Source organism: Delftia sp. JD2, assembly GCF_001682645.1.
Taxonomy (GTDB): domain Bacteria; phylum Pseudomonadota; class Gammaproteobacteria; order Burkholderiales; family Burkholderiaceae_C; genus Comamonas; species Comamonas acidovorans.
On record NZ_LFJT01000077.1, the window covers coordinates 1 to 12,521 of the forward strand.

Consider the following 12,521-nt stretch of genomic DNA (forward strand, 5'->3'; position numbering starts at 1 on the left):
TTCGCTGAGCATTTCCACATCGAGGCTGAAGAGCTGGCTGATGTTTTCCTGGCCGCGCAATTCACGGAAATGCAGCTGCTCGCCCAATGGCGTGTGTATGGTGACTCGGCGTGTCATAGTGCGCGCCGCCCTGGGGGCGGCCTCCCTGCTCTTGGTGAGCGGGGATCATAGACAAGCCGATGGCCATAGGGCAATCAAATGAGGGGTCGGAAATATCCTGGATATGTAAGCAATTGCCTTATCTGGGATGCAAGGTGGTGTTTATTTGGAAAATCATCGATATCGGAATGCCCCGATACAGGCGTTTTGAGAGTCCCTCCTTACAGTGCGTTCTAGCAATACCAGGCCTCTGAGGGCAGAGCAAGCAGGACTGTAATGTGATATGCACTATCTTGGTGCATTTTTGATGATGCGCCATGTGAGTGCCCGCTATCGCCGCATCGGTGCACATTTTTTGCACAAAGCCGGTGCATCGCTGTGTGTTGCAGCGCCGCATTGGGGAGCCGGAAAGGCGCACGCCCCGGCATCAAAAGACTGGCACGGTCCGTGCTTAACCCGGTTGTCACGAAATTTTTCAAACCGGAGGATCCCATGTCCCGTGCCAGCCTCAAGTCGCTCGCCATCGCCTGTGTCGCCATCGCTCCGCTCTGGGCCCACGCCCAGCTCACGGCCAATGTGTCCCTGACGACGAACTACAAGTTCCGCGGACAGGACCAGGACACGGGACGCAACAAGGCCGTCAAGCCTGCCCTGCAAGGCGGTTTCGACTACACCTTCGGCGACAGCGGCTGGTACATCGGCAACTGGAACTCCAGCGTGGACTGGCTCCCCCGCAATTCGCTGGAAACCGATTTCTACGGCGGCTACAAGTTCAAGGCCGGCGAGGTGGACCTGGACTTCGGCGCGCTGCAGTACCTGTACTCGGGCAATTCCAGTGGCAACACCACCGAGCTGTATGGCGCGGCCACCTATGGACCGTTCACGGCCAAGTACTCGCACACCGTGTCCAAGGACTACTTCGGCTGGGCCGGCGAGAAGGCCGGCTCGGGACTGTCGGGTCGCAACACCGGCTACCTGTGGCTGGGCTTCACCCAGGAAGTGATGCCCAAGGTGACGGTCAAGGCATCGCTGGGCTTCACCCGCTTTGCCAGCGACATCAAGGGCCTGGGCGTGCCCAACTATATGGACTACAGCGTGGGCGGTGCCTACGATTTCGGCGACGGCGTGTCGCTGGGCGCGGCCGTGACGGGTGCGAACAAGAAGTCGTACTTCGGTGACGTCAACAAGGCGCGCCTGATCGTGACGCTGACCAAGACCCTGTAACCGGACCTGAGGAGCAAAGCATCATGAAACTGGTGACCGCCATCATCAAGCCCTTCAAGCTCGACGAGGTGCGCGAGGCGCTCTCCGACATCGGCGTGCAGGGCATCACCGTGACCGAAGTCAAGGGCTTCGGCCGCCAAAAGGGCCATACCGAGCTGTATCGCGGCGCGGAATACGTGGTCGATTTCCTGCCCAAGCTGCGCCTGGAGGCCGCCGTGCCCGACGCGCTGGTGGACCAGGTGATCGATGCCATCGAGGCCGCTGCGCGCACCGGCAAGATCGGTGACGGCAAGATCTTCGTGCTGCCCATCGAGCAGGCCGTCCGCATCCGTACCGGCGAGACCGGCGACAGCGCACTGTGAGTTTCAACCCCTCGTTTCCCGAAAGACTGCCATGACCAAACGACTTCTTTCCATGGGCCTGGGGCTGGGCCTGCTGGCCGCAGGCGCCGCTGCCCTGGCACAGGAGCCCGCCGCCGCTGCAGCCGTTGCCGATGCAGCCGCTGCAGCAGCCCCCGCCGCCGCGGCCGCAGCCGAGGCGCCGGCCCCCGCACTCAGCGCCGGTGACACGGCCTGGATGCTGACCTCGACCATGCTGGTGATCCTGATGGTGATCCCGGGCCTGGCACTGTTCTACGGCGGCCTGGTGCGCACGAAGAACATGCTGTCCGTGCTCTGCCAAGTCTTCGTGATCTTCTCGCTGATCACGCTGCTGTGGGCCGTCTACGGCTACTCGCTGACCTTTGCGGGCGAAGGCAACTTCTTCGGCGGCTTCAGCAAGATCTTCCTCAAGGGCATTGCACCCGACACGCTGGCCGGCGCGCTGCCGACCATTCCCGAGTACGTGTTCGTGGCCTTCCAGTCCACGTTCGCCGCCATCACCGTGGCCCTGATCGTCGGCGCCTTCGCCGAGCGCATCAAGTTCTCGGCCGTGATCCTGTTCTCGGTGCTGTGGTTCACCTTCAGCTACATCCCCATGGCCCACATGGTCTGGGGTGGCGGCCTGCTGGGCAAGGACGGCGCGCTGGACTTCGCCGGCGGCACCGTGGTGCACATCAACGCCGGTATCGCCGGTCTGGTGGGCTCCTACATGCTGGGCAAGCGCATCGGCTTCGGCCGCGAGGCACTGCCTCCGCACAGCCTGACGCTGACCATGGTCGGTGCCTCGCTGCTGTGGGTGGGCTGGTTCGGCTTCAACGCCGGCTCGGCAGGCGCTGCCAACGGCATTGCCGGCCTGGCCTTCATCAACACCATCGTCGCCACGGGCGCCGCCACCATCTCCTGGCTGGCTGCCGAAGCCCTGCACAAGGGCAAGGCATCGATGCTGGGCGCCGCCTCGGGCGCCGTGGGCGGCCTGGTGGTCATCACTCCGGCGGCCGGCCTCGTGGGCCCCATGGGCGCCATCGTCATGGGCCTGATCGCCGGTCCCGTCTGCCTGTGGGGTGTGTCGGGCCTCAAGAAGCTGCTCAAGGTCGATGATGTCTGCGACGTGTTCGGCGTGCACGGTGTGGGCGGCATCCTGGGTGCCATCCTGACCGGCGTGTTCTGCGCCTCCAGCCTGGGCGGCATCGAGCCCGCAGACTTCAACATGGGCCATCAAGTGTGGGTGCAGGTCAAGAGCGTGCTGCTGACCATCGTCTGGTCCGGCGTGGTGGCTGGCATCTCCTACAAGATCTGCGACCTGGTCGTCGGCCTGCGCGTCAGCGAAGAGTCCGAGCGCCAGGGCCTGGACATCACCACGCACGGCGAGGTGGCGTACTACCGCTGATCGGTTTCCAGGGAGTTCATTGCGGATTGGCCTCGGTGCTTGCACCGGGGCCTTTTTTGCTTTGGAGCCGCTGCAGAGATGGCGTCTTTGCCTTTTCGTCCCGGCTGTTTTGCGCCGCCCGCAGAACTTCAAGCGCGCCGTTCAAAAAATTCACGGGTCCGCACCGAGGCGCAAAAGGGCCCAGCCGCTACGATGCAGGCCATGGATTCAGCCCAAAGCCACCTCCTCCAGATCGCCCAGCGCGTGCGCGCTGCTGCGGCCGACGCCACGCCGCTGCGCATACGCGGCGGCGGCACCAAGGATTTTCACGGCCTGGCCCTGCAGGGCGAACTGCTGGACACGCGGGCGCTGGCCGGCGTGGTCAGCTATGAGCCCAGCGAGCTGGTCGTGACCGTGCGCGCCGGCATGCCGCTGGCCGAGGTCGAGGCCCTGCTCGCGGCACAGGGCCAGTGCCTGGCCTTCGAGCCTCCGCATTTCGATGGAGACAGCAGCAACGCCACCGTGGGCGGCATGGTGGCCAGCGGCCTGTCCGGGCCTTCGCGTGCCAGCGTGGGCGCCGTGCGCGACTTCGTGCTGGGGCTGGAGATGATCAACGGCCAGGGCGAGCTGCTGCGCTACGGCGGGCAGGTCATGAAGAACGTGGCGGGCTACGACGTCTCGCGGCTGATGGCGGGCTCCTGGGGCGCGCTGGGCCTGATCACCGAGGTCAGCCTCAAGGTGCTGCCCGTGGCGCCGGCCGAGGCCACGCTGCGCTTCGAATGCACTCAGCAGCAGGCGCTGGACTGGCTCAATGCCTGGGGCGGGCAGCCGCTGCCGCTCAATGCCAGTTGCTGGCTGCAGGAGGAGGGCGCAGCCCAGGGCGTGCTTTACCTGCGCCTGCGCGGCGCGCGTGCCGCCGTGCAGGCGGCCTGCGAGCGCCTGGGGGGCGAGCGTGTGCAGCGCATGGACCCTGTGCATGCTGCTGCCGACTGGCAGGCCTGCCGCGAGCAGCAGCTGCCCTGGTTCACCGCACGCGCGCCGGGCCATGCGCTGTGGCGCCTGTCCGTGCCGCAGACGGCTCTGGCCCTGGCGCTGCCGGACGGCTGCACGGGGCCGCTGATCGAATGGCACGGCGCACTGCGCTGGGTACAGGCGCCGCGTGCGCTGGGCCATGCGCTGCGCGCGCTGGCAAAAGCAGCGGGCGGATCGGCCACCTTGTTCCGCTCCGAGGCCGCAGACCAGCCCGGCGCCGAGCCCGATTTCGACGCCCAGGCGGCCGATGCCACGGCCGCGCTGCATGCGCGGCTCAAGCAGGCCTTCGATCCTGCGGGCATCTTCAACCGCGGCCGGTTGGCCGCCGCCTGGTAGGCCGGGCCAACGCCTGGCTCCGCCCATGCGCATGCGCCACCACCTGCACCTGCTCACGGACCGGCACCGCACGGTGGCCAGCAACCGCACGCTGGGCCTGCTGCTGGCCTTCAACGCGGGTGCGGTGAATGCGGGCGGCTTTTTGCTGGTGCACTCCTATACCTCGCACATGACGGGCTTTGTCTCGCTGCTGGCCGACAACCTCGTGCTGGGCAATACGGCGCTGGTGCTCAGTGCCTGCGGCGCGCTGCTGGCCTTTCTGTGCGGCGCGGCCGCGACATCGCTGCTGGTCAACTGGGCGCGCCACCACCGGCTGCGCAGCAGCTATGCGCTGCCGCTGCTGCTGGAAGCCGCGCTGATGCTGCTCTTCGGCGTGCTGGGCGCGGCCATGCTGGCCTGGCCCACGCCGTTCGCCGTGCCGCTGGCCGTGCTGCTGCTGTCCTTCATCATGGGATTGCAGAACGCCACGGTGACCAAGATGTCGTCCTCGCAGATCCGCACAACGCACATGACGGGCGTGATCACCGACCTGGGCATGGAGCTGGGTCGAGCCCTTTACTGGAATCGCCACGGCAGCCCGCCCGAGCACCGGGTCCACGCCAACCATGTGCGGCTGCGGCTGTTCGCAGGGCTGCTGTCCATGTTCCTGCTGGGCGGCATTGCGGGTGCGCTGGGTTTCCGGCACCTGGGCTTTGTCTTCGTCGTGCCGCTGGCCGTGGTGCTGTGCCTGCTGTCCTTGCCGCCGCTGTGGGCCGACCGTGCGCGGCTGCCGCTGCTGCTGGGCCGGCGGGCCGCGCCTCGCGCCTGACCGCCGCGTCCGGCTGCCGTGCCTGACCGTTCCCCGATACCCATACAACAAGAGCCCCACCATGCAGACCCAACTCGCACCCCAGTACCGCGCCACGCCCGAGGGCCAGGAGGCCGAAGCCATTCTGCGCAAGTGCGTGCACTGCGGCTTTTGCACGGCCACCTGCCCGACCTACCAATTGCTGGGCGACGAGCTGGACGGGCCGCGTGGCCGCATCTACCTGATCAAGCAGGTGCTGGAGGGCGAGACGCCCACGCGCGCCACCCAGCAGCACCTGGACCGCTGCCTGACCTGCCGCAACTGCGAAAGTACCTGCCCCAGCGGCGTGCAGTACGGCCACCTGGTGGACATAGGCCGCAAGATCGTCGAGGAGCAGGTGCCGCGCCCGCTGGGCGAGCGCGCACGGCGATGGGCGCTCAAGGAGGGACTGAACTCGCCGCTGTTCGCCCCGGCCCTGAAGCTGGGACAGGCCGTGCGCGGCCTGCTGCCCGAAGTCCTGGCCGAGAAAGTGCCCCAGCCCCAGGATGCGGGCGCCTGGCCCGTGCGTGAGCATGCGCGCAAGGTGCTGCTGCTGGCCGGATGCGTGCAGCCGGCCATGATGCCGCGCATCAACTTCGCCACGGCGCGCGTGCTGGATGCGGCCGGCATACAGACCGTGATCGCCCCCAAGGCCGGTTGCTGCGGCGCCGTGAAATTCCACCTCAACGACCAGGAAGGCGGCAAGGCGCAGATGCGCGCCAATATCGACGCCTGGTGGCCGCAGGTGGACAGCGGCGCGGTGGAGGCCATTGTCATGAATGCCTCGGGCTGCGGCGTCACCGTCAAGGAATACGGCCATCTGCTCAAGGATGATGCGCAGTACGCGGACAAGGCAGCCCGCATCAGCGCCCTCACGCGCGACCTGAGCGAGCTGTTGCCCGAACTCCTGCCCGAGCTGGCCGAGCGCCTGCAGGGCAGGGTGCGCGCACCGGCCGCGCCCATGGCCTACCACCCGCCCTGCACGCTGCAGCACGGGCAAAAGCTGCGCGGCGGCGTGGAAACCCATCTGGCCAGGCTGGGCTTCGAGCTGCGCGTGGCGCGCACCGAATCGCACCTGTGCTGCGGCTCGGCGGGAACCTACTCGGTGCTGCAGCCCGAACTCTCGCACCAGTTGCGCGACCGCAAGATCGGTGCGCTGACCGAAGGATTCGATGCCCGGCGGCCTGCAGCCATCCTCTCGGCCAACATGGGCTGCATCGTCCACCTGCAAAACGGCACGGACCTGCCCGTGCGCCACTGGATAGAGGTGCTGGACGAGGCCCTGCTGGCCTGAGACCCGCCGCGTACCGAATGCGCATCTGTGCCTCCAGCGCGACGCCGTGGGGCCTATGCCCGCGCAAGCCTTTGCAATGCTGGCATGATGCGGGGTTTCGTTTTTTCCAAGCCCACGTGCTCCGCCATGACTGAATCCGTGTCTGAACCGCAAGAACAGAGCGCCGCGCTGCCGGCGGACGCCGCTGCCGGCACCGAGCCGCAGGCTGCAGCCAGCGCCGATGGCCAGGGCCGCAAGCGCTCGCGCCGTGGCGGACGTGGCCGCAACAAGGGCAAGGCCACCGAGCCTGCCGCCGATGCCGCATCCGGCACGGCCGCCAGTGCCGAGGCCAACGCTTCCAGGCCCGTGCGCACCCAGCACCCGCTGCTGGCGCAACTGGCCCAATGGCATCCGAACCTGTTCGGCGAGCAGCCGCTGCCGCTCAAGCGCGGCATCTTCGAAGACCTGCTGGCCGCCCATCCTGAAGCCATTGACCGCGACCAGCTCAAGCTGGCCCTGTCCCAGCACACGCGCTCGAGCCGCTACCTCACCGTGGTGGCCAGCGGCCAGGCCCGGCATGACCTGCAGGGCCAGTCGGTCGAGGCCATGGCGCCCGAGCATGTGCACCATGCGCTGATCGAAGTCTTCCGCCGCCGCCAGCACCGCTCGCCCGAAGACCTGGCGCCCAAGCTGCGCAACCGCATCATCGCGGCCTACGAGGCATCGGGCCTGTCGCGCGACGACTACGCGGCGCGTGTGCAGGGCCGTGACGAGGCCACCAACACCCTGGTGGCCGAGGCGCTGGCCGAGGCCGATGCGCGCACTGCACGCGACGAGGCGCTGCTGCGCGCCTTCGAGGCCAGCGGCCAGACCTCCGAAGCCGGCTTTGCCGACATGTACGGCATGAACCCGCGCCAGGTGGCGCAGCAGCTGGAACGCGCCCGCCGCCGCCTGCAGACGCAGGCGGCCTGAGGCACAAGGACCGGCACCAAAGACCGGCAGCACCGCCTGCCGGCACACTCCACCGCCGCGTGCCCGGCAAGGGCCGCGCCGGTGCACCTGCCCTGGATCACAGGCGGCATCTCTGCGGCGGACCCTTCCGCCAGCACGCAGATGCCCACCAGGGGCGGGCCCGGGGATGAACTGTTTCACGGACGCCGCTGCACCCGGCCACGGGGCGGCGGCGCCTTGCCGTGCGCGCTCGTTCCCGTGGACTGAACACGGCGCGCAAGGCACTTCAAAGCAAAAAAGCAAAAGGAGACTTGCGATGTGGCTGGGTTTGTCGTTGTTCTACGTGGGCGCCGTGCTGTGCCTGAACGGCCTGTGGATGCTGGGGCGCATTGCCGACCGGGAGATCTGGGTCATCAACGTGTTCGCGGGCCTGGTCTCGCTGATCATCGGCCTGGCCTCCGCCTTCGGGCCCGAGCCTGATGCGGCCTCGGTCAAGACCGGCGCGCTGACCCTGCTGTTCGCCTTCACCTACCTGTGGGTGGCCATCAACCGCTTCACGGGCGCCGATGGCCGGGGCCTGGGCTGGTTCAGCCTGTTCGTGGCCATCACCGCCGTGCCCGTGGCCATCGACACCCTGCTGGGCGCGCGCACCGCCATCGACTGGTGGATGGCGGCCAACTGGGCGGCCTGGGCCGTGCTGTGGGCCATGTTCTTCGTGCTGCTGGCCCTGGGTCGCAACATCGGCCGCGTGACGGGCGCCCTGTGCATTGCGCAGGGCGTGCTCACGGGCTGGCTGCCGGGCTACCTGCTGCTGGCCGGGCAGCTCACGGGCTGATTGCGCAGCGTCAGTACGGGCCGTGCGTCAAGCCCCACGCCGCCGTGCATGCACCAGCGCAGACAGCAGCGCGGCCGCGATGATGCAGGCGCCGCCCAGCAGCGTGCGCGGCGTCAGCACCTCGCCTGCAATCAACACCGAGGAGACGCTGGCGAACACCACCTCGGCCAGCATGACCACGGCGGTCACGCCGGCCGGCAGGCGCGCGGCGCCGAACTGCAGCGCCCAGTTGCCCAGCATCAGCAGCACGGCCAGGCCGGCGGCAATCAGCATCCAGCCGGCCTGCGGCGCAGGCATGGGCGGCACCAGCCCCACGCTGCTGCCCGCGAAGGCGCTGGCCAGCCCCATGGCCATGCAGCCGCTGAACATGGCCAGCATGCGCGCCTGCGCCGGCACGGCCTGCAGGCGGCGCAGCAGCACATTGGTCAGCGCAAAGGTGAAGCCGCCGAACAGTGCCAGGCCGTCGGCCAGCGACAGACCGCGCAGCAGCCCGGGCGAGCCGCCGCTGAATGTGCCCTCGGGCACCAGCACCAGCGCCACCCCGCCAAAGGCCAGCAGCAGCCGCGTCAGCGCAGCGGGCGTGGGCCGCTCGCCCAGGATCTTCCAGGCCAGCAGCACGGACCACGCCGGCATCAGATAGAACAGCAGCACCACGCGCACCACATCGCCAATGGTCACGGCCCAGTTGAAGGCGATGTTGTTGCTGCCCGCGCAGGCACCCAGCAGGATCAGCGCCGGGTACTGCAGCGCCTGGCGCAGGCTGGCCGGGCGCAGCGCCACCAGCCCCGCCAGCACCAGGGCATACATCAGCGCCGTGGCCCACAGCGGATGCAGGCCGGCCTCGTGCATGGCGCGAAACGGCCACCAGGCCAGACCCCAGACCAGGGTGTTGAACAGCAGGGCGAGAACGGGCAGCGGGCTATGCATAAAACCACGAAAAAGTGCCCGGTCAGGCAAAGCCCGCACCGAACACAATACGAGAAGACCATTTAGACCAGGCCTATCAATCGATAGCGCCCTATGGAACTGGCGAGGCCCAAAGCGAGAGACACCGAGCCAGGGCCGCCCCGCCGCGAGGGTGTCGTCCCCCCTGGGGGAAGGCGCGAAGCGCCTCAGGGGGTAGTCTCAATGACAATCCTTGCGGGCAATCACCAGCAGGCGCTCGACTTCCTCGGGATGGTTGCGCACGTTGCTGACGTGCCAGCGGCCGATCAGCCACATGATGCCGGCCACCACCAGGCCGAACACCGTGATGGCGCCGAAAGCCGACAGTCCGAACTTGGTGGACAGCGCATAGAAGGCGCCCAGCGCCAGGATGCAGGCCTGCTCGTTGAAGTTCTGCACGGCAATCGAGCGGCCCGCGCCCATGAGGTTGTGGCCGCGGTGCTGCAGCAGCGCATTCATGGGCACGACCAGGAAGCCGCCCAGGCCGCCCAGCAGGATCAGGAAGGGAATGGCCACCCACACGCTCTTGATGAAGATCATGGCGATCACCAGCAGGCCCATGGTGATGCCCAGCGGAATCACGCGCGTGGCGTTGTCCAGCCGCATGCGCATGGACGCGAGGATGGCGCCTGCGGCCGTGCCGATGGCCACCACGCCCACCAGGGCCGATGCCTGGGAGGTGCCGTAGCCCAGGGCCGCCGCGCCCCAGGCCAGCACGATGTAGCGCAGGTTGCCCGACACGCCCCAGAACAGCGTGGTCGTGGACAGCGAGATCTGGCCCAGCTTGTCTCCCCACAGCCGCTGGCTGCAGGTCCAGAAGTCGGGCAGCAGGGCCAGGGTGTTGGCCAGCAGGCTCTTGCTGGGGTCCTGGCGCAGCGGGCGCAGGATGGTGTCGGTCAGCGGAATGCGCAGGTTGAACCAGGCGGCCAGCGCATAGACGCCGACCAGCACGGCAATCGCCGCTTCGGCGGCCGTGTCCACGCCCGTGTCCAGCAGCGGCAGGTCAAAGTCCAGCAGATGGGCCGAGATGCCCGGGCTCAGCAACTGCCCGCCCACGAGCACGCCCAGGATGATGGAGGTGATGGTCAGCCCCTCGATCCAGCCATTGGCCTTGACCAACTGGGAGGCGGGCAGCAATTCGGTGAGGATGCCGTACTTGGCCGGCGAGTAGGCCGCTGCGCCCAGGCCCACCACGGCGTAGGCCAGCAGCGGGTGGTTGCCGAACAGCATCATCAGGCAGCCCACGATCTTGATCGCATTGCTGATGAACATCACCCGCCCCTTGGGCAGGGCGTCGGCAAAGGCGCCGACGAAGGGGGCCAGGATCACGTAGAACAGCGCGAACATGGGCACCAGGGCGGCGCGCTGCCACTCGGGGGCGCCATTGGTGCGCAGCAGTTCCACGGCGGTCACGAACAGGGCGTTGTCTGCCAGCGAGCTGAAGAACTGCGCTGACATGATGGTGTAGAAACCGCGCTTCATGGATAGGCAGATGGGGTCAGCTGCAGGGCTGCTGACCGGTTAAATAAGGACCCCGTGGCAAGTGACTGGCGGTTATATCACGCGGCCTTTGGCTGGCAGTGCCAGAATCCCAAGCTTCTGACTGAGTGAAAACCATGCCGCGTCCCATTCTTGCCACCATCCATTCCGCCGCGCTTCGCCACAACCTGGAGCGGGTGCGGCAGGCGGTCCCCGATGCCAAATTGTGGGCCGTGGTCAAAGCCAACGCCTATGGCCACGGTATCGAGAACGTGTTCGAGGCCCTGCGCGGCGCCGACGGCTTCGCCATGCTGGACCTGGCCGAGGCCGAGCGCGTGCGCCAGCTGGGCTGGCGCGGCCCCATCCTGCTGCTGGAAGGCGTCTTCGAGCCGCGCGACCTGGAGCTGTGCTCGCGCCTGTCCATTTGGCATGCCGTGCACTGCGACGCCCAGATCGACTGGCTGGCCGCGCACAAGACGCAGAACGGCCACCGCGTCTTCCTCAAGATGAACTCCGGCATGAACCGCCTGGGCTTCACGCCCGAGCGATACCGCGCGGCCTGGGCCCGGCTGAACGCCTTGCCCCAGGTGGAGGAAATCTCGTTCATGACCCATTTCAGCGATGCCGACGCAGGGGCCGGACAGCCCGGAATCTCGGCACAGCTGCAGCGCTTTCATGACGCCACGCGCGACCTGCCCGGCGAGCGCAGCGTGGGCAACAGCGCAGCCACGCTGCGCCAGGGCGACGACGCGCTGGTGCGCTGCGACTGGGTGCGGCCGGGCATCGTGCTCTACGGCAGCGCCCCCGACTATCCGCAGCACACGGCGTCCCACTGGGGCCTGCAGCCCACGCAGACGCTGAGCTCGCGCATCATCGGCGTGCAGCAACTGACCGAGGGGCAGAGCGTGGGCTATGGATCGCGCTTCACGGCCGACGGCCCCCTGCGCCTGGGCACCGTGGCCTGCGGCTATGCCGACGGCTATCCACGCCACTGCGGCACGGGCACGCCCGTGCTGGTGAACGGCGTGCGCACCCGCACCCTGGGCCGCGTGAGCATGGACATGCTGGCCGTGGACCTGACGCCCGTGCCCGATGCCGGCATGGGCAGCGAGGTCACGCTGTGGGGCCGCGCCAGCAACGGCGCCGTGCTGCCCATCGACGAGGTGGCCGAGGCCGCAGGCACGCTGGGCTATGAACTCATGTGCGCCGTCGCGCCGCGCGTGAACAAGACCGTCGATTGATCAGGGCGCGGCTTCCACGCTGTCCCTGGCCCGCTCCAGCAGCGCCATCAACTGCTGTTGCGCGGCGGGCTCCCAATCCTTGAGCAGCCGGGCCGCCAGCGCCTGGCGCGACTGGCGCAGCCGGTCGAACAGGGCCTGCCCCTGGGGGCTGAGGCTCAGGCAGCGCACGCGGCGGTCGCGGGCGTCCGGTTCGCGGTCCAGCCATCCCTGCTCCTGCAGCTGCGCCAGCATGCGCGCGAGCTGGGCCTTGTCCATGTGGCTGTGGTCGACCAGATCCCTTTGCGTGCGGCCCGGGTGCCGGCCCACGTACATCAGCACGCGCACCTCGTTGGGCGTCAGCCCGGGCTCCATGGACTCCATGTCCTCGCGCATGCGCGAGCGGAACAGGTGCAGCAGCTCGTGCATGGCCTCGAAGATATCGGCGGGCAGGGAGGCATTCATGGCAGGGTCTTGTGGAAATACGTTGACAAAGTCAACGGATGACAGAGAATTGGTGGACTAAATCAACATTCTAGGCCGTCGCAGGCCGTTTCG

General features: G+C 67.8%; 13 protein-coding genes. 9 read left to right on the forward strand and 4 right to left on the reverse strand.

What is annotated here, in order from left to right:
- Positions 1-591 precede the first annotated feature (591 nt).
- Genes ACM14_RS27070 through amt form a run of 3 tightly spaced genes read left to right on the forward strand, consistent with a single transcriptional unit; the run spans position 592 to position 3,090 of the window.
- On the forward strand, positions 592-1,323 hold the full coding sequence (locus ACM14_RS27070) for a TorF family putative porin (RefSeq protein WP_013800176.1): 732 nt from the start codon (positions 592-594) through the stop codon (positions 1,321-1,323).
- Positions 1,324-1,346: 23 nt separating this feature from the next.
- Positions 1,347-1,685, forward strand: a complete 339-nt coding sequence (locus ACM14_RS27075) for a P-II family nitrogen regulator (protein WP_012202241.1) — start codon at positions 1,347-1,349, stop codon at positions 1,683-1,685.
- A 31-nt stretch (positions 1,686-1,716) separates the two neighbouring features.
- Positions 1,717-3,090 carry an ammonium transporter gene (gene amt, locus ACM14_RS27080; RefSeq protein ID WP_170962109.1) on the forward strand — a complete coding sequence of 458 codons (1,374 nt, stop codon included), beginning with the start codon at positions 1,717-1,719 and terminating at the stop codon, positions 3,088-3,090.
- 16 nt (positions 3,091-3,106) lie between these two features.
- On the opposite strand, the gene ACM14_RS32195 is transcribed toward amt, so the two are convergent.
- Positions 3,107-3,244 (reverse strand): hypothetical protein, encoded by a 138-nt coding sequence (locus ACM14_RS32195; protein WP_156179898.1) that lies wholly within the window; start codon positions 3,242-3,244, stop codon positions 3,107-3,109.
- Positions 3,245-3,282: 38 nt separating this feature from the next.
- On the opposite strand from ACM14_RS32195, the gene glcE reads away from it, so the two are divergent.
- From glcE to ACM14_RS27105, 5 genes are all read left to right on the forward strand, one after another.
- Positions 3,283-4,437 (forward strand): glycolate oxidase subunit GlcE, encoded by a 1,155-nt coding sequence (glcE, locus tag ACM14_RS27085; RefSeq protein WP_065347873.1) that lies wholly within the window; start codon positions 3,283-3,285, stop codon positions 4,435-4,437.
- Between the two features lie 25 nt (positions 4,438-4,462).
- Positions 4,463-5,245: a YoaK family protein gene (locus ACM14_RS27090; protein ID WP_012202244.1), complete on the forward strand. Its 783-nt coding sequence runs from the start codon at positions 4,463-4,465 to the stop codon at positions 5,243-5,245.
- 61 nt (positions 5,246-5,306) lie between these two features.
- Positions 5,307-6,557 (forward strand): glycolate oxidase subunit GlcF, encoded by a 1,251-nt coding sequence (gene glcF, locus ACM14_RS27095; protein WP_013800181.1) that lies wholly within the window; start codon positions 5,307-5,309, stop codon positions 6,555-6,557.
- Between the two features lie 84 nt (positions 6,558-6,641).
- On the forward strand, positions 6,642-7,508 hold the full coding sequence (locus ACM14_RS27100; protein ID WP_034397802.1) for a ProQ/FinO family protein: 867 nt from the start codon (positions 6,642-6,644) through the stop codon (positions 7,506-7,508).
- Positions 7,509-7,803: 295 nt separating this feature from the next.
- Entirely contained in the window at positions 7,804-8,322 is a 519-nt protein-coding gene (locus ACM14_RS27105; RefSeq protein WP_013800183.1) for an AmiS/UreI family transporter, read from the forward strand.
- A 27-nt stretch (positions 8,323-8,349) separates the two neighbouring features.
- Here ACM14_RS27105 and ACM14_RS27110 read toward each other — a convergent pair whose 3' ends face one another.
- Together ACM14_RS27110 and lplT are read right to left on the reverse strand one after the other, a co-directional pair.
- Positions 8,350-9,249, reverse strand: a complete 900-nt coding sequence (locus ACM14_RS27110) for a DMT family transporter (RefSeq protein ID WP_065347874.1) — start codon at positions 9,247-9,249, stop codon at positions 8,350-8,352.
- Positions 9,250-9,447: 198 nt separating this feature from the next.
- Positions 9,448-10,749 (reverse strand): lysophospholipid transporter LplT, encoded by a 1,302-nt coding sequence (gene lplT / locus ACM14_RS27115; RefSeq protein ID WP_013800185.1) that lies wholly within the window; start codon positions 10,747-10,749, stop codon positions 9,448-9,450.
- A 134-nt stretch (positions 10,750-10,883) separates the two neighbouring features.
- Here lplT and alr point away from each other — a divergent pair, with 134 nt between their 5' ends.
- Complete coding sequence (alr, locus tag ACM14_RS27120; protein WP_065347875.1) at positions 10,884-11,987, forward strand: alanine racemase; 1,104 nt, start codon at positions 10,884-10,886, stop codon at positions 11,985-11,987.
- Here alr and ACM14_RS27125 read toward each other — a convergent pair whose 3' ends face one another.
- Positions 11,988-12,428 carry a MarR family winged helix-turn-helix transcriptional regulator gene (locus ACM14_RS27125; RefSeq protein ID WP_012202251.1) on the reverse strand — a complete coding sequence of 147 codons (441 nt, stop codon included), beginning with the start codon at positions 12,426-12,428 and terminating at the stop codon, positions 11,988-11,990.
- Positions 12,429-12,521 lie beyond the last annotated feature (93 nt).

What these genes read in the sequence shown, in the direction of transcription:
- ACM14_RS27070 (WP_013800176.1), top strand. Translation starts at nt 592, where the DNA reads ATGTCCCGTGCCAGCCTCAAGTCGCTCGCCATCGCCTGTGTCGCCATC.
- ACM14_RS27075 (WP_012202241.1), top strand. Translation starts at nt 1,347, where the DNA reads ATGAAACTGGTGACCGCCATCATCAAGCCCTTCAAGCTCGACGAGGTG.
- amt (WP_170962109.1), top strand. Translation starts at nt 1,717, where the DNA reads ATGACCAAACGACTTCTTTCCATGGGCCTGGGGCTGGGCCTGCTGGCC.
- glcE (WP_065347873.1), top strand. Translation starts at nt 3,283, where the DNA reads ATGCAGGCCATGGATTCAGCCCAAAGCCACCTCCTCCAGATCGCCCAG.
- ACM14_RS27090 (WP_012202244.1), top strand. Translation starts at nt 4,463, where the DNA reads ATGCGCATGCGCCACCACCTGCACCTGCTCACGGACCGGCACCGCACG.
- glcF (WP_013800181.1), top strand. Translation starts at nt 5,307, where the DNA reads ATGCAGACCCAACTCGCACCCCAGTACCGCGCCACGCCCGAGGGCCAG.
- ACM14_RS27100 (WP_034397802.1), top strand. Translation starts at nt 6,642, where the DNA reads ATGATGCGGGGTTTCGTTTTTTCCAAGCCCACGTGCTCCGCCATGACT.
- ACM14_RS27105 (WP_013800183.1), top strand. Translation starts at nt 7,804, where the DNA reads ATGTGGCTGGGTTTGTCGTTGTTCTACGTGGGCGCCGTGCTGTGCCTG.
- ACM14_RS27110 (WP_065347874.1), bottom strand. Translation starts at nt 9,249, where the DNA reads ATGCATAGCCCGCTGCCCGTTCTCGCCCTGCTGTTCAACACCCTGGTC.
- lplT (WP_013800185.1), bottom strand. Translation starts at nt 10,749, where the DNA reads ATGAAGCGCGGTTTCTACACCATCATGTCAGCGCAGTTCTTCAGCTCG.
- alr (WP_065347875.1), top strand. Translation starts at nt 10,884, where the DNA reads ATGCCGCGTCCCATTCTTGCCACCATCCATTCCGCCGCGCTTCGCCAC.
- ACM14_RS27125 (WP_012202251.1), bottom strand. Translation starts at nt 12,428, where the DNA reads ATGAATGCCTCCCTGCCCGCCGATATCTTCGAGGCCATGCACGAGCTG.